The sequence below is a fragment of the Vibrio sp. Vb0937 genome (assembly GCF_033338855.1).
Genome location: NZ_JAWOTK010000003.1, coordinates 59,019 through 75,001 on the forward strand (window position 1 = coordinate 59,019; position 15,983 = coordinate 75,001).

The 15,983-nt window shown below is 43.5% G+C and carries 13 protein-coding genes; 7 read left to right on the forward strand and 6 right to left on the reverse strand.

Annotated features, from left to right (window positions below):
* Positions 1-16: 16 nt before the first annotated feature.
* Positions 17-1,564, reverse strand: coding sequence for a DUF3360 family protein (locus tag R7P67_RS07150; protein ID WP_005378441.1), 1,548 nt, complete (start codon positions 1,562-1,564; stop codon positions 17-19).
* 453 nt (positions 1,565-2,017) lie between these two features.
* Between R7P67_RS07150 and R7P67_RS07155 the strand changes: the two genes are divergently transcribed.
* The 6 genes from R7P67_RS07155 to R7P67_RS07180 all read left to right on the forward strand — a co-directional run bounded on the left by R7P67_RS07155 (position 2,018) and on the right by R7P67_RS07180 (position 9,763).
* Positions 2,018-3,493 carry a 54K polar flagellar sheath protein A gene (locus R7P67_RS07155; RefSeq protein ID WP_213912178.1) on the forward strand — a complete coding sequence of 492 codons (1,476 nt, stop codon included), beginning with the start codon at positions 2,018-2,020 and terminating at the stop codon, positions 3,491-3,493.
* Positions 3,494-3,757: 264 nt separating this feature from the next.
* The gene (locus tag R7P67_RS07160; RefSeq protein ID WP_005378438.1) at positions 3,758-4,528 is read left to right on the forward strand and encodes an ABC transporter ATP-binding protein; all 771 of its coding nucleotides are present in this window, start codon (positions 3,758-3,760) and stop codon (positions 4,526-4,528) included.
* Positions 4,529-4,611: 83 nt separating this feature from the next.
* The gene (locus R7P67_RS07165; protein WP_005378437.1) at positions 4,612-5,382 is read left to right on the forward strand and encodes an ABC transporter substrate-binding protein; all 771 of its coding nucleotides are present in this window, start codon (positions 4,612-4,614) and stop codon (positions 5,380-5,382) included.
* Between the two features lie 81 nt (positions 5,383-5,463).
* Complete coding sequence (locus R7P67_RS07170; protein ID WP_005378436.1) at positions 5,464-6,204, forward strand: ABC transporter permease; 741 nt, start codon at positions 5,464-5,466, stop codon at positions 6,202-6,204.
* A gap of 3 nt (positions 6,205-6,207) precedes the next feature.
* On the forward strand, positions 6,208-6,885 hold the full coding sequence (locus R7P67_RS07175; RefSeq protein WP_053303243.1) for an ABC transporter permease: 678 nt from the start codon (positions 6,208-6,210) through the stop codon (positions 6,883-6,885).
* 154 nt (positions 6,886-7,039) lie between these two features.
* The gene (locus R7P67_RS07180; RefSeq protein WP_262652528.1) at positions 7,040-9,763 is read left to right on the forward strand and encodes an ImpA family metalloprotease; all 2,724 of its coding nucleotides are present in this window, start codon (positions 7,040-7,042) and stop codon (positions 9,761-9,763) included.
* Between the two features lie 92 nt (positions 9,764-9,855).
* On the opposite strand, the gene xthA is transcribed toward R7P67_RS07180, so the two are convergent.
* The 5 genes from xthA to dinG all read right to left on the reverse strand — a co-directional run bounded on the left by xthA (position 9,856) and on the right by dinG (position 14,339).
* Positions 9,856-10,662 (reverse strand): exodeoxyribonuclease III, encoded by an 807-nt coding sequence (xthA, locus tag R7P67_RS07185; protein WP_005378433.1) that lies wholly within the window; start codon positions 10,660-10,662, stop codon positions 9,856-9,858.
* A gap of 95 nt (positions 10,663-10,757) precedes the next feature.
* Positions 10,758-10,922 (reverse strand): pleiotropic regulatory protein RsmS, encoded by a 165-nt coding sequence (rsmS, locus tag R7P67_RS07190; protein WP_005378432.1) that lies wholly within the window; start codon positions 10,920-10,922, stop codon positions 10,758-10,760.
* Complete coding sequence (locus R7P67_RS07195; protein WP_005378431.1) at positions 10,922-11,467, reverse strand: primosomal replication protein; 546 nt, start codon at positions 11,465-11,467, stop codon at positions 10,922-10,924. The genes rsmS and R7P67_RS07195 overlap by 1 nt, the downstream gene beginning before the upstream one ends.
* Positions 11,464-12,249 (reverse strand): sulfite exporter TauE/SafE family protein, encoded by a 786-nt coding sequence (locus tag R7P67_RS07200; RefSeq protein ID WP_005387866.1) that lies wholly within the window; start codon positions 12,247-12,249, stop codon positions 11,464-11,466. Before R7P67_RS07200 ends, R7P67_RS07195 begins: the two co-directional genes overlap by 4 nt.
* Positions 12,250-12,263: 14 nt before the next feature.
* On the reverse strand, positions 12,264-14,339 hold the full coding sequence (gene dinG, locus R7P67_RS07205; RefSeq protein ID WP_053303240.1) for an ATP-dependent DNA helicase DinG: 2,076 nt from the start codon (positions 14,337-14,339) through the stop codon (positions 12,264-12,266).
* A gap of 515 nt (positions 14,340-14,854) precedes the next feature.
* On the opposite strand from dinG, the gene R7P67_RS07210 reads away from it, so the two are divergent.
* Positions 14,855-15,934: a porin gene (locus R7P67_RS07210; protein ID WP_005378424.1), complete on the forward strand. Its 1,080-nt coding sequence runs from the start codon at positions 14,855-14,857 to the stop codon at positions 15,932-15,934.
* The last annotated feature ends 49 nt before the right edge of the window (positions 15,935-15,983 follow it).

Genomic DNA, 15,983 nt, shown 5'->3' on the forward strand with positions numbered 1-15,983 from the left:
TTTCTGGACTGCTAGCTTATAGCCAAGCTTGGATGCCATACTGGCCTTCAAGCATACCAACTGCAAGCATAGCAACTAAACAGATAACAAGTACGCTTACTGGGATCACAATCTTGTCTACAAATGATAGGCGAGACGCGCGCTCTTTATCTCCAATTAAACCGTTGTTATCTAAAAGCATAGTTAGTGCCCAAGCTAGAACTGGGTTAACAACGGCAGAACCAAAGATACAGATACCTGCTGCTTGTGAGTCTTTCGAGTCCTTCACCATCTGCATGCCAGCTTCAAGCAGTGGTAGAGATACACCAACGAGAAGAGCAACGCGCATAACTGGAGGCCATACTGCAACGTCCATAGGAAAACCAAGGATTGCAACAATAATACATAGAGAGCCTAGTAAGATGGCACCAGCAGGAATAGGGCGTTTCGCGATTGCAGCAGGGATCATGTAAGTCCCCCAAGATGATGTGATGTTACCACCACCCACTGCAGTACCGACCATTTGGCGAACGGAACACATTGTCATTGTGTCATCAACGTCCATCAGCACTTTCTCACTCTTACGTGGGTAGTTCATCTCTTGGAAGATACGGTGACCCAAGAAGTCAGGTGACCACATTGCTACCGCAAGAATGGCGAATGGTAGTGAAGCGATGAAGTGTTCCATATTAGGAAGACCAAGCATCCAACCTTCTTCTGTTGAACCCCACCAGTAGATTGGATTTAGGTTTGGAAGGCCTGTCTCGGTTACGAATTTAATATCGAAGCCTGCGCCAAGAGCAAGTGCGATTGCAAGTCCAGTGAAGGCACAAACAGGGATCGCTAGCCAGCGTTTGTTCACTTTAGCAAGGAACGCGTATAAGCCAATGGTAACCGCAAGAACAATTAGACCGATGTAACCCATGCTACCAGCGGCAACCGTATCGGATTGCAAACCAACAGCCCAAGCTTGAATAGAGTTAATTTGGCTCATGGTTCCGGTTAAACCTAAGAAAATAAGAAGGCCACCAGCCGTACCTTCAGAGGTGAGGTTAACCAGTTTTGACCCACCTTTTAAGAGGCTCAAAATCAAACCAAACACACCAATGAGAATTGCTAATGCAAGAGGGTGAGCACCAGCAAGAGCGATGGTACCAATAAGAGGGATCATGGGGCCGTGGTTGCCTGCTAGGTTGGCTTTAGGGTTAATAAAACCAGAGGCAAGTACACAGAAAAGAAGTGCAGGGATGAGCATTTCTACACGCGCAACTTCGATAGCAAAGTCCTTGCCTAAGTTTACGTGGTCCCATGCTGCAGTAAGACCTTCAGCCCAAGACATCATTACCGCAGAGTACATTGCGATAATACCGATAGTACCAGCAAGCGCTGGAACAAGGTCTTCAAGCTCAAAGCGGAAGTCACGACCTGGCAAGTTCAAGCCAAAACGACGTGGCTTCATGATTTGTAGTTCGTGGTCTAGGTAGTCTGAACGGCTTGCGAACTCAGATGCTGGACGATGAAGCTCACGGTAGCTCTTGGTCTCGATATCTGAATCAGAGTGCGTTTTGTTAACTGCGTCTGACATAGATTCCTCATATATTTAAAAGTTATGAATTCTTCATTCAATTGTGTTAATCCGCATCCTGCGGCACGCTTATGCTAGCTATTGTTAGATTTGTTACACGTCGACACTGTGCCTAAGCATAGCTAATAACTTATTGTGTTGAGGCGCAAAAAAAGCCTCATCTTTTGGCAGGAGTCTAGCAAGATAGCCATTTAGGGTGATTGATTTAGATCACTTTAAGAATGGTTGTGAAATAAAACTACAGAAAGTTTCTGGCATGCGAATGAGATGCGGAGATCTTGTGTAATTTCATTACACAAGTTGCATAAAATTAGAACTTTTTGTCCTTTTGCACGAGATGCAGATTAAATGTCAATATTCACGGTGATTATATAAAGCTGGCTTTATTCTTGCTTTGGACAGAGCAAAGACAATTTTTTGGCTAATCATTGCCGCTCAGTTTAGGAAAAAGACATGAAACAGCTTAAAGTACTGCCACTAGTGGCAATCATCTCAGGGTTAATGGTCGGTTGCGGCGGCGGTGGCGGCGGTGGCGGTGGTGCAGCGCCGAAAACTGCCTTTACTTTTGATTTTGCTATACCAGCAACAATGACTGAAAGTGAAGCAACTACGAAAGGTTGTACTGTATATGACCACAAAACTGAGCTGAACGGCGATAAAACGGTTTTAACCTATAGTGCAGCGTCAAAAGAGCAAGTGACCAACTATGTTATCGGTTACTACTCTGATGCCGATGGCAAAAGATCCGGAGACATTATCAAACCTACCACTGATAACTTTAAGTTTTATCTTGAAGATATCCCTGACGGCGGCTTTGTAACGTTTCAAGCAATAGAATTTAACGGCAAAGAAGCTCGCGTAAACACGTTTTCAAAAGAGTTCTTGGAAGATAAGAAACTACGTAATGCTACTTTTGCACTAAACCGAGACTCTTTGAACAAATGCTTTACTGGCGGTAACTTAGCAAGCAATAAGTTTACTAACTTAGATTACCGAAACGCTGAATCAGGTGGCGGAGATTACAACTTTGTCTCGCAAACCGATATTTTCACGTCTCCGAACCCTGATATGTTGCCTACTGATGAACTGATGGGGCTTAAAGGTGAACCAACGGCATTGTTTCAGTATGAATCAGGTTCAAGCGACAAAGCGCTTTACCAGTATGGTATTGGTTCGTGGGGAACTGGTGAGATAGCCTTAGTTAGAGCGGATAATACGTCAAACATTTATTCGTCTTCTGACTATACTTACGACTCGCTCAACATTGGCTTTGTTACTAACGGCTTTGCATATGACGCGTTGAAGCTGGATAAAACGGCCGTTGAATATAATCGCCCTAGTGCAACGAATAAAGAAACTTGGGTATACATGGCGTTCTCAGAGAATCAAGTTAATGGTTGGGAGTCTCTACTTAACGAAACGATCTCTGACGGATGGGATATTGACGTTGATCCGAGTGCTTACTTAAATATTGATAACCTGCCGAACACAAAACCAAGTGTATCAACGCAAGGAAGTGCAGAGTCCGTGATTGATCTGGACATGGGCTTAACATCGTCTACTGAAGGCTTTACTCGTGTCGCTTACTTTGCAACTTCAGGCGACTACAGAGTCACACATCGCATTTTCACAACAAGTGATAGTGATTCTGTTGTTGTTCCAGAATTGCATTACTACAACTTCCCAACATCGGCCGTTAACGGTTTGAAAGTTTCAGCTTCGGACGATTTTAATCGCACTGCTTTGGTAGTGAATGAAGATAGTAATATTGATTCTAAAGTTTTCATGAGCTTCTTTTCCAATGGTGAAGCGTCAGAGCCTGAACTAGATGAAGACCTAGATGGCATCATTACTTCTGAAAAAGAAGGCTTAGAAAATGAGGTAACATTACGTACTTCAAACTCGTTGGTAGTCAGTCGTTTTAATTAATTCATTGCGACCTCGAATAGGTTTCAATTAACACTTTTGTAAATTTATTAAGCCCCTTTGAAAGGGGCTTTTTTATATTTAATATTCAACTTTTGAAGAATATGTTGCTATATATTGCATATTAATTTGCCTATCGTATCTTTCTATTCGAATTATTTAGGTTAATAATTTGTTGCAAGTTTCAAGGGGCGGTGCTAATTTGTTCCGAATTAGAGAGGGCGGAGTCCCTTAATTGCAGTGACAAAAACACAGGGAGTAGGGCGCATGAATGATGTACCAGCGCTAGATATAAAAGACCTGCACAAAACATTTGGACAAAATGAAGTTTTAAAAGGCATTTCACTTGCCGCGCACAAAGGAGATGTTATCTCCATCATTGGCTCTTCCGGCTCAGGTAAGAGTACCTTTCTCAGATGTATCAACTTGCTAGAAACGCCTACCGCGGGCGAAATTTGGGTAAATGGTGAATTAATCCAAATGAAGAACAACAGAGCAGGTGAATCTGTTCCTGCTAATGAAAAGCAAGTCCAACGTATTCGCTCGCGCCTGGCAATGGTTTTCCAAGGTTTCAACCTCTGGTCTCACCTAACCGTACTAGAAAACGTGATTGAGGCGCCTGTTCATGTCTTAGGCGTGCCAAAAGCTCAAGCGATTGAAAATGCAGAAGTCTTGCTTAAGAAAGTAGGCTTGTATGAGCGTAAAGATTATTACCCTGGGCACTTATCTGGCGGCCAGCAGCAACGTGCAGCTATTGCCCGTGCGCTAGCAGTTGACCCAGAGGTGATGTTGTTTGACGAGCCAACTTCTGCGCTTGACCCAGAACTTGTAGGAGAAGTTTTGGGGGTAATGAGAGATTTGGCAGATGAAGGGCGAACTATGCTGGTGGTCACGCACGAAATGGCGTTTGCACGTGACGTATCAAACCATGTGATGTTTTTACATCAAGGCTTAGTGGAAGAACAGGGAAATCCAGCTAAGCTATTTACAAACCCGGATTCAGAACGATTACAGCAGTTTATCTCATCCATTTACTAATATTTGTTAGGCGGCAGACTATTGCCTCCTAAGCCAACACAACAAACAAAACGAAATAAAATAGCAATCACAGGAGTATGGAAATGAAAAAGTGGTTATTAGCAGCAACGATTGCTGCAACGGCAGTATCAGGTGTTGCTCAAGCGAAAGAATGGAAAACAGTTCGCTTTGGTATCGAAGGTGCTTACCCTCCGTTTAGCTGGACAGAAACTGATGGCTCAATAAAAGGCTTTGACGTAGACATGGCAAATGCACTCTGTGAAGAGATGCAAGTGAAGTGCAAAATCGTCGCTCAAGATTGGGATGGTATTATTCCTTCTCTGCTTGCACGTAAGTACGATGCCATCATCGCAGCAATGTCTATCACTGAAGAGCGCAAGAAAAAAGTCGATTTCACTGGCAAGTACGCACAAATTCCAAATAAATTTATCGCTAAGAAAGGTGCTGGTCTAGATTTTGATAATCTTAAAGATGTCAAAATTGGCGTGCAACGTGCGACGACACATGACAAGTACTTAACTGACAACTACGGCGATGATGTTGAAATTGTGCGTTATGGCTCTTTTGATGAAGCGTATCTTGATCTAGAAAATGGTCGAATTGCTGCCGTTTTAGGTGATGCGTCGGCTCTAGAAGAGGGTGTGATCAACAAAGCAGGTGGAGAAGCTTATGAGTTTGTTGGACCGTCGTTAACCGATCCAAAATGGTTTGGTGAAGGTATGGGGATCGCTGTTCGTAAACAAGACAAAGATCTGACGAAGAAACTCGACGCAGCAATTATTTCACTACGTGAGAAAGGTGTTTACCAAGAAATTGCTGGTAAATACTTTAACTACGATGTGTACGGTGAATAAACCGTAATTAAGCGACCGTTGGCTTGTTCCTAGAAGTAGTCAACGGTCGATTTTTTGAGTTTAGGGATTAGGAACTCACCTATGCTAGATTTACAAGGATACGAAGCTTCGATTTTGAAAGGAGCTTTAGTAACAATAGAAGTTGCAGTGCTTTCACTCATTCTCGCCATGGTCTTAGGCATGCTTGGCGCATTAGCTAAGTTAGCGCCTTACAAATGGGCAAGGGCGATTGCCACTCTTTACACCACCGTCATTCGCGGCATTCCAGATTTGGTTCTGATGATGCTAATTTTCTTTGGTGGACAAATACTTTTAAATAACAGCCTTTACTCCATCAACGAAACGCTCAACGAGTGGTTTGCCTCGAGTGATCCAAACCATGAATGGACGTCTTACTTACCTGATTATATTGATGTCAGCCCATTTATTGCTGGTGTACTCACGATTGGTTTTATCTTTGGCGCCTACATGGCGGAGACTTTTCGTGGAGCGATCATGGCGGTGGACAAAGGTGAGCTAGAAGCGGCGAAAGCTTATGGGATGAGTTCTGCTTTATCGTTTAGAAGAATCTTACTGCCTCAGATGATTCGTCATGCATTACCTGGATTTGGTAATAACTGGTTAGTGTTACTTAAGACCACTGCGTTAGTTTCCATTATTGGTCTGGATGACATGGTGAGAATGAGCTCATTGGCAGCAGGTACAACCAAAATGCCGTTCACCTTTTACATGGCTGTCGCGCTCATCTTTCTATTTTTTACCAGCGTTTCGACCGGGCTACTCAAGCTTGTTGAGCGTAAGTTCAGTATTCATGCGAGGTAAGTTATGGACTTTTCTTTGATTATTGAAAGCTTTCCAACTTATCTTCAGGGACTTTGGACAACAGTTTGGTTAGTGGGATTAGCGTTGGTTATTGGCTTGTGTGTCTCTATCCCATTAGCCGTGGCACGCAATAGTACCAATTACGCTCTAAGCTTACCTTCTTGGGGATTCATTTACTTTTTCCGTGGAACGCCGCTATTGGTTCAGCTGTATTTGATTTACTACGGCATGGATCAGTTTTTCCCTGTGAAAGATACCTTATGGGAGAACGCTTGGTTCTGTGCTTTGGTCGCTTTTATTCTTAATACATCGGCTTACACCGCAGAAATTATTCGTGGTGCGATTAATGGTTTGCCGAAAGGTGAGGTGGAAGCTGCGAAAGCGTATGGCATGAGTAAGTTTATGACATACAGACGTATTATCTTGCCGAGTGCATTGCGTCGAGCATTACCAGCTTATTCAAACGAGGTCATATTTATGCTGCACGGAAGTGCAGTCGCGGGCATCGTTACCATCATGGATTTAACTGGTGCTGCGCGTCTAGTTAACTCGCGCTACTATGCACCATTTGAGTCTTTCCTGACGGCGGGGCTGTTCTACATGGCACTGACGTTTATGATTTTGTGGTGTTTCAAAGTGGCAGAGAGGCGTTTCTTAGCTTATCTACGTCCTTTAAGCTAATTATCAATAGAGGCAATAGCACCGGAATGGGTGCTATTGCTTTTGATAATTTTGTTATCTTCATTCCTATTTTTCCAGCCGATATAAAAGACTCTTTCTTATTATTCATTAACTTACATTAACATTCAGTAAACTCATTGTTTAGTAAGTAAAAATGAAAAAAACAATTCTATCGTTGGGCATTGCCGCCTTAGCCACAGGATGTGGTGGGGGAGAGGGAGAATCACAACCTAATGCTCAAGTAAAACCAACGCCAGCTCCAGTTCAACAAGCTCTGGAAACTGGTAATGCACTGCTCGTTTCTGACCCGAGCGATTTCATTCGTAAAAGTCATCAGGTTGTGGAAGCTCACAAGATGCAGTCGAATACGATCAAATCTGCAATTGCGAAAAGCCTTTCAGGTCTTTATTGGGATCCAACCCATGATGCCGCGATCTTGGCACCTCAGTATGGCTTCAACGACACCATCTTGATGACCAATAAGGCCATGGCAAGCGGTTACAAAGATCAAGCTCTGTCAATTGGCGTTGCCGGGGAAAAGTCTAATGGTCAACGTTACGCACTATTAGGTAGTAACCCATTTAGAACGGCACAACGTTTTCCCGACTCTTCCAACGCAGCGATGACGAAATGGTTAAGTAACCTGGTCACTCGGTTGTCGGGCGGAGTTACTTCAAACGTCGTCATCGCGCAAATGGATCAGTCTTATTACTTTCCGGATGAGCAAGCGACTCGGAATTGGCTGAAAGACAATGTTTCACAAGAGCTGGCGTTTAACGAGGCCAACCTATGCGATGGTTCGAAGCTACTTAGCTGCTTGCAAACCAATACTCCAAACTTATTGATCTTGTCACAGCATCTGCAATCTGGAGATACCAACAAACCAGTACTCGAAGCTTTGGAATACGCTGAGCAAGCCCAAATTCCTGTTCTATACCTGCATTGGGATGGAGGACTAACTGATCTTGGCCAAGACATTTTGGAAAAATTCCATGTTGATTATGTGGGAGATAACTATTGGCGTAAGTTAGGCTTGGTCGACTGGGAACCTTCATCGTTGATGAACGTTGTGCCGGACTCTGTCATCACACAACAAGCGCTGTTGTCTCGTTTTGAATCTCAAAATTTCAACGTTGACTTGTCACAGTGTGATGACAAAACCTGCCCTGACACTGCGAATATGGACAGTCAATTTTATGCAGGGGCAAACAGCATTCGCCATTGGTTGCAAAAGCTTGATGAACAAAAAGTAGATTTGTTTAATCAAAACGGCTACCAATACGAAAAACTCATGGTATTGCTGGCTGATCATTATCGTCAAACGGTTGTCTTCCCGATGGACAAACAATCAACCCAAACGACCGAATTCCTAAAGTCGTACTTTGCCGATTACGTGCAATACAACAGCCGAAGCGTAAACCCAAAACAACCAAATATGGGGAACTTCAGCCGTAGTGAGTTTAGCCCTGACATAAAGAGAATCAGTGCAACGATTAATATGGAATCAAAGCGTAACTTCCGTTCGGCTGGTGTGTATGCGCTTCCTGGGGAAACCTTTACGGTTAAACGTAATGACAGCAATGATGTGGCGACTAAGATTGTCATCAACACTTTAAGAAGTGGTGCAACTCATGAGTTCAGCAAAGATGGATACACGCGACCAAAACTGCTGACTTCATTCGGCTATGAAGTGAAGCCGGGTGAAACCATCACGCTGACTTCTCCTTATGGTGGTCCAGTACAGGTTCACTTTGACAAAAATGATGTTCCGGTTGAACTGAAATTTAATCATGTGGCACAGCATCCAGTTTGGAGAAGTGAGAAGGACAACGACGCTTTTATTCAACAGTTAGAAGCCAATTTATTCGATTGGGCTGAGCTGATCACTCCTGGGTTTGAAGTACACTCAAAGCGCGACAAAATGTTGGAGTCGGTCAACGATGAAATGTGGTCTACCCCTTCGGAAATGGCGCTTGCAACAGAAGAATATGTTCACAACTACCCACATGTGCTGGCAGGTTTCCAAGGGCCGGGCATAGATGAAGTGCCTGAAATTATTCAATACGCCCAAAACCAAGGTTGGGAAATCGCCAATATTGATATAGTGAAGCACATGAACGCTGACCAAGCGACGTGTGGTTATGGTTGTTCGGGTAACCCTTACGATGCTTACTGGTCATTCAGCCCACTCGGTCACGGTGATTTACATGAGCTTGGTCATGGTTTAGAAAAAGGTCGATTCCGATTTTCAGGCTGGGAAGGGCATTCAACGACCAATTACTACTCGTATTACAGTAAGTCTCGTTTCTTCCAGAATACGGGAAAAGTTTCAACTTGCCAAAGCTTGGATTTCAAAGGCCAGTTTGAATTATTGCAAGCTAGCCGAACTCAAGCGGATCCAAACGCATACATGGCTGCGCAAAATCAAACCAGTTGGAGTTGGGGCGCTCGTATTTACATTCAAATGATGATGGCGGCGCAGCATGAAGGTGTGCTTAAAAATGGTTGGCATTTATTGGCGCGCTTGCACCTGATTGAACGTGAGTTTAACCGCTTAAAATCGGACGACGCGCTTTGGGATGAGAGACGATTGAGCATTGGTTTTGCCAACTACTCTCGGGAAGAAGCAAATAGCATCTCGAACAACGACTGGTTGCTTATTGCTCTGAGCTACATCTCTCAGCGAGATATGACTAACTATCTCGATATGTGGGGGTTCTCGTTCACAGAAAAAGCGAAACAGCAGGTTGTGGCGCTGAATCTACCGCCGATGCCGCTCACTTACTTTGCAAGTAGTAATACAGGCTACTGTCTGAACGAATTTGCTCAAACACCGATAACTATTGATGGTCAAACGGTTTGGCCGCTGAATCAGTGATTAACTGGTAATTTGTATGAAAAGGGAGACAGAGTCTCCCTTTTTATTGGACTAAGCTTAGCGTTGAGTCTCGCTTATAGCTTTGCAATATATTACTTAAATGTTGACCAGATTGGTGCGTGATCTGAAGGCTTCTCGATACCACGAAGCTCATAGTCGATACCAGATTCAATACACTTTTCCGCTAGAGAAGGGGTTGCCAAAATGACATCAATTCGTAGGCCACGGTTATCATCAAAACCGCGAGAACGGTAGTCAAACCACGAAAATTGATCGTTCACCTCTGGGTATAGCTTACGGAAGGTGTCCACAAAGCCCCAGTCTAGTAAGGTTTTCAACCATTCGCGCTCTTCAGGTTGGAATGAACATTTACCTGTTTTTAGCCAACGTTTACGGTTTGGTTCGCCGATACCGATATCTGCATCAATAGGGCTGATGTTGATGTCACCCATAACAATCAATTGCTCGTCGTTATTGTGATGATCGTTTAGGTAGGTCATCAGATCTTTATAGAATTGGCGCTTGTATGGGAATTTGGTTTCGTGGCTGATGTTATCCCCTTGAGGGAAATAGCCGTTTAGCACAGTGACCTTTTCGCCGTTTTCATTTAAAAACGTTGCCATGATCATGCGCTTTTGATGTTCCTCGTTATCCGTCGGGAACCCTTTTTGTACGTGTAGAGGCTCTTGCTTACAAAGCATTGCTACGCCGTAATGTGCTTTTTGACCATGGAAATACACTTTGTAGCCCATGGCTTCGACAGCTTCAATCGGGAATGCTTCATCGTGAACTTTAATTTCCTGAAGACCAATCACATCAGGTTGGTGTTTGTCGATTAGCGCTTGGAGTTGGTGCAGTCGCGCACGTAGTCCATTGATGTTAAAGCTGATTACTTTCATTATTTATCCTTTTGGGGGCGTACTTTTTTATGAATAGTATCATTGTGTAAGAGCACTGAAAATGAGTCTCGGTGAAAGGATTGAAACGCTCTGAGCTACTTTGCTTTTAATTTGTTTTCTAAGTCGTTTTGCACGATCTTTAAAGCGTTAAGCGCAACTTCTGGATCTATCTCATTGCTCTCAAGCAAATAGATTAAATCGACAGCCAGTTTGATCTCTTCAGGTGCGTCATCTAAAGGCGAGGTTGGTTGATCAGCCATTATTGATGTTTTTCCCTATGTGTAATTTGGTTCTCTAGCTTAAGAAGTGCTGCTTCACAACGCGCTAAACGTTGCTCGGTTGCTAGTAATACTTTTTGAGCGTCGGCACGCATAAAACTCGGAGCGCTTTCGACAGCACGTTCTTTTTCTAACACCATCTCGCGCAAGCGTCTTGCCCACTCTTGATGTTGAGCGAGCTCCTGATAAAGCACGTTGATAGGCTTACGGAAATGGCTGCTATGTTTGATTTCATTCTTACGAATTTTAGTGGTAGAAATCTCGCGTTGAATCGCACCGATTTGCGCCACTAACCGTTCAGTGAGGTACTCAGCACGCAAAGCGGTGAGCTTACCTTCATTTTGCTCACGCACAATCGCATCCAGCGTGGCTTTTGCTTCTTTTACGCAAGGAGTAAGTAAGCGAGAGCGGCAACCAAATAAACGCTCATCAAAAAGCGGAACATGATGTTCGCCTCTTTGACGGTCAAGAACAGCGGCTTGCTTCGCCATTTGTTCTAGATTTTCCTGGAGTTGAGAAATGTTCATGACAAACCTACAAACCATGCGTCATAAGCCAATTTAATAGCTAGTATGCTGACGACAGTAACAAATACAGGACGAATGAATTTAGAACCAAATCTAATAGCGGAGTGCGCGCCAACAAAAGCACCAGCCATTAAACATACTCCCATTGTTAAGCCTAGCACCCAGTTGATGTGTCCGAGGAATGCAAAAGTGATCAAAGAGGTAAAGTTACTGGTAAAGTTCATTGCTTTTGCTAAGCCAGAGGCGAGCAAGATATTCAGCCGGTACAGCGCCATTGAACTTACTGTCCAAAAAGCCCCAGTTCCAGGCCCTGCGAGTCCGTCGTAGAATCCTATGGATAAGCCTTGCATGTACTGTTTTTTATGAAGTTTTGGGCAAGGCTCGGGTATTGGACTTTGATGAGCAGAGTGGGGTGTTTTATGAAAAACGGTATACAACGCTGCCGCCAAAATAACAAGCGGCAATCCTTTTTCCAGCCAATCCGTACTAATCGCATCTACAAATAGCGTACCTAATGTCGCTCCGACGAGTGTTGCCACGAATGCACGCCTCCAGCATTGAGGTTTGAATAGACGTTTTTTGTAGTACGTAAATGCTGCAGTAGAAGAAGCAAAGGTAGCGGCAAGTTTATTGGTGCCTAGTGCAATATGAGGCGGCAAGCCTAGCGAAAGTAGAGCAGGTACGGTAAGCATGCCACCACCACCGGCAACTGCATCAATAAATCCAGCGACAAAAGCGACAAGCGCCAACACCAACAGCATGGTTGGCTCAATCATTTCCATAAATGGTGATTCTTCTAATATTCTATTTTACGTTTAAATGGAGGTAGTGAGTCGATTAAGGCTTGTCCGTATCGCTTAGTGACTAGGCGTCGATCAAGAATCGTTACTCTACCAGAATCTCTCTCTTTACGCAGTAAGCGACCTACGCTCTGGATCAGCTTTTTGCTTGCGTCTGGTACAGTTATTTGCATAAACGGGTTTCCTCCTTTTTTCTCAATGTATTCGGAATGAGCCTGCTCAACAGGGGAGGTTGGAACGCCAAATGGAATTTTTGTAATCACCAAGTTTTCAAGTAATTCGCCAGGTAAATCTAGCCCCTCAGAGAAACTGCCAGTACCAAATAAGATGCTGGTTTTATTTGATTCTATTAGCTTTTTATGTTTTTTTAGAATTTCTTGACGTGAGCTTTCACCTTGAACTTGCAACGCCCAGCCTTTTTTTATGAACTCCGAAGAGAGTGCCTTCGCGACTTGGTTCATCTGCCAATAGGATGAGAATAATACTAAGTTGGCTTTCTTGTCTTCCAAGTACTTAGGCAAGATCTCAATAAGATATTCAGTAAATTGAGGCGCTGGTGGTTCATATTTCATCGCAGGGATGAGTAATTCTGCCTGGTTTTGGTAATCGAATGGTGACGCAAGCGCTAAAAACTGAGTGCCTGATTCTGGTTTTCCATCAATACCAACCTGATGGCAAAAGTAATGGAAAGAGTTTAATGCACGCATCGTTGCGGAAACCAAAATGGCGCCAATACATCTGCTCCAAATCTGTTGGTCGAGTTGCCATCCAATTTCAAGTGGCGAAACACTCACAATGAAATCACCCTCGCGATCGGGGTGGGTTTCTAACCAGCGAGCTAAAGGCGCACCTTTTTCACGAGTTGGTTCAGCCATTAAATGCCATACTTGCGCTAGGTTTTCTAACCTTTGAATGTAGAAACCGAGCTCTGCAAGCGCTGGTTCAGCCAACCTTGTCGCAAGCTCCCCGTCTTTTACTCTTTCCGCAATAAGGTCGGCAATTTTTGCCACACTCTGATTTGCTTTTTTACTGAACTGTTTTAGTTCTTTGGATTGGTTCTCTAGCCACTCAGGTAGTTCACCGTGTTCGAAGCGGTAGATACCCTCTTCAAATTGAGCTGGGTCGAACTGTTTGGGCAATTGAGTCAGTGCCGGTATCAAGTTCTGAACCGCGTCTTGAAGGTCATTGCGAAATCGAGCTACGCGTTTCTCGTCTGCGAGTGATGAAAACTTACTAATCGACTGATTTAACTTCTCAAGCCATGCTGCCGCACCTTTTAAACTCGCAGATGCTGAAGCATGGTCACGAGCGACGTGAGGTAAGTGATGTGCCTCGTCGAAGACGTATATCGTGTTTTCTGGCTCAGGTAAAATCACGCCGCCACCTAAATCTGCGTCTGCCATGACGAGAGAGTGGTTAGCAATGATGACATCGTTTTTATCCAACTCTGAGCGCGCTTTTTGGAATGGGCAGCCGCGGTGGCCTGGTAAACTGTTATTGCAACTGTGTTTATCACTGACAATCAGTTGCCAAAGCTTATCGTCGATGGGTTTAGGCCAAGAATCACGGTCACCGTCCCATTTACCTTGCGCAAGAGAGCGATGCATTGTTTCTAACAGCTCTATATCTTTTTGCTTAGGTTTGGTTTCAAACATGGCTAACTGGCCACCATCAGCACCGCTAGCAGTGGCGAGCTTTTCTGCACAACAATAGCGTTGACGGCCTTTTGCCAAAATAAAAGAAAACTCTCGGTCGGTAATCCGACGAAAAAGAGGGAGGTCTTTATTTATGAGCTGCTCTTGCAGAGCGACGGTCGCCGTTGAGATAACCACTTTCCTATTGTTATGTACAGCCACGGGAATGGTCGCCATTAGATAAGAGAGCGATTTACCAATTCCAGTCCCTGCTTCTGCAACGAGTATTCGGTTAGATTTGTGATACTGACCGCACAGCGTTTTTGCAATCTCTGCAACAAGGTAGTTTTGTGCTCTTCTAGGCACAAAGTTATCAAGTTGATCTTGAAGGTTTTGATAGCTATTACGAATCGATTTTTGAATGTTACTGGTCAGCATACGGGCCTCAAATGCGTTGGAGGCGAATAGTAGCACACATCACTAGTTGTACAGTAGTTCACAAAACGGAATGCTTTTATAAGGAATGTAGATCTCCTTCACAAAAAAATATTGAACCTTATCTTAATGAAATTAATTTCATTATATGAAAAATATAAAACTCCAACTTGGTCTTATTTGTAGGTTTTTATTCTTTTTTTGTTTTTTTTAAATTTACTTATTGGATTAAAAAACCATTTGTTAATAATTTTGTAAATTACAAATAATAATGGAGATTGGTTAGATGTTCGTCGAATAAATAAAGGTAAGCTTATCAAGTTGTTGTTTTGTAATGGTATTTTGTTTTTTTTACATTGGTATTTAGAAAATTTGACAGCCAGAATAATCTTTTGCACTCTTAGCTCCAGATTTTGAGGAGGTGCTGTATAACGTTTTGTTAACGCTCTACCTCAAACATATAAAAAAAGGGAACCGGACAAGGATATCCCGAACTAAGAAAAGGCAGTGGATTAATTATGAAAAAAACTCTATTAGCACTAGCTGTAGTTGCGTCTGCAACTTCAGTGAACGCAGCTGAAGTATTCAAATCTGAAGAAGGTTCTGTAGATTTCTACGGTCAGCTACGTCCAACTCTTCTATTCACAGAAAAAACTGATCACACAGCAGAGCTAAACACTAGCTCTTCTCGTACTGGTGTGAACGCGGTTTACGTTGTTGACGAAAGCCTAAAAGTTCTGGGTGAAGTTGAAATCGGTGTTGCTCTAGGTGACAACTACGACGCAGGTGCTGATTCAAGCGAGCGTACAGATGACTCTGTATACGTACGTCGCCACATCATCGGTTTTGATATGGGTGATATGGGTACTCTTCGCTTCGGTAAAGAAGGTACTTGGGCTGATGACGTATACTTCGCAGATTACTCTTACTTCTTCGGTGGTAACGCAGCGGAAACTGCATACGGTCACGCTTGGAACAACGATTCTCAAATCAAATACGCTTACGAAAATGACGCATTCTGGCTAAAAGCTGGTTACGCGCTAGGCGAAAAAGATTCTAACGAAGAAGTACTAGAAGTATTCGTTGGTAAATCTTTCAACGACCTATCTCTACACGCTGGTGTACTTACTGCGAACAACGACATCAACGTAACTAAAGAGAAAAAACTAGTTCTTAATGGTGTAGAGCAAACAGTTTCTCACACAGAGCGTACTGATAACGAAAACCTATCTTTTGAAGTAACTGCTGAGTACGCACTAAACGAGCACACTCTAGGTGCTACGTACTACTACAACGAAAACGAAGATAAGCTAGGTAAATCAACAGTTGATTCACACTACATCGTTGTAGCTGGTATGTTCGCTGTTGCTCCTAAAACAACTCTATACTCTGGTTACGAGTACCTAGCTCAGTCTACTGACGAAGCAGGTAAAGTAGACGCAGACTCCTCTTGGTTCTACGCTGGTGTTGAATACAAGTTCTCTAAATGGGCACGTGTATTCGCAGAAGCGGGTTACACTTTCGAAGGTACTGACTTCGACAACAAAGACACAGACGACGCAACTAACTTCGGTGTTGGTGCTCGTTTCTACTGGTAATCAATACCCAGTTTGATATTGTAAGACCCAGCTATATGCTGGGTCTTTT

Coding starts and splice junctions, on each gene's coding strand:
- R7P67_RS07150 (WP_005378441.1), bottom strand. CDS start 1,564: ATGTCAGACGCAGTTAACAAAACGCACTCTGATTCAGATATCGAGACC.
- R7P67_RS07155 (WP_213912178.1), top strand. CDS start 2,018: ATGAAACAGCTTAAAGTACTGCCACTAGTGGCAATCATCTCAGGGTTA.
- R7P67_RS07160 (WP_005378438.1), top strand. CDS start 3,758: ATGAATGATGTACCAGCGCTAGATATAAAAGACCTGCACAAAACATTT.
- R7P67_RS07165 (WP_005378437.1), top strand. CDS start 4,612: ATGAAAAAGTGGTTATTAGCAGCAACGATTGCTGCAACGGCAGTATCA.
- R7P67_RS07170 (WP_005378436.1), top strand. CDS start 5,464: ATGCTAGATTTACAAGGATACGAAGCTTCGATTTTGAAAGGAGCTTTA.
- R7P67_RS07175 (WP_053303243.1), top strand. CDS start 6,208: ATGGACTTTTCTTTGATTATTGAAAGCTTTCCAACTTATCTTCAGGGA.
- R7P67_RS07180 (WP_262652528.1), top strand. CDS start 7,040: ATGAAAAAAACAATTCTATCGTTGGGCATTGCCGCCTTAGCCACAGGA.
- xthA (WP_005378433.1), bottom strand. CDS start 10,662: ATGAAAGTAATCAGCTTTAACATCAATGGACTACGTGCGCGACTGCAC.
- rsmS (WP_005378432.1), bottom strand. CDS start 10,922: ATGGCTGATCAACCAACCTCGCCTTTAGATGACGCACCTGAAGAGATC.
- R7P67_RS07195 (WP_005378431.1), bottom strand. CDS start 11,467: ATGAACATTTCTCAACTCCAGGAAAATCTAGAACAAATGGCGAAGCAA.
- R7P67_RS07200 (WP_005387866.1), bottom strand. CDS start 12,249: ATGGAAATGATTGAGCCAACCATGCTGTTGGTGTTGGCGCTTGTCGCT.
- dinG (WP_053303240.1), bottom strand. CDS start 14,339: ATGCTGACCAGTAACATTCAAAAATCGATTCGTAATAGCTATCAAAAC.
- R7P67_RS07210 (WP_005378424.1), top strand. CDS start 14,855: ATGAAAAAAACTCTATTAGCACTAGCTGTAGTTGCGTCTGCAACTTCA.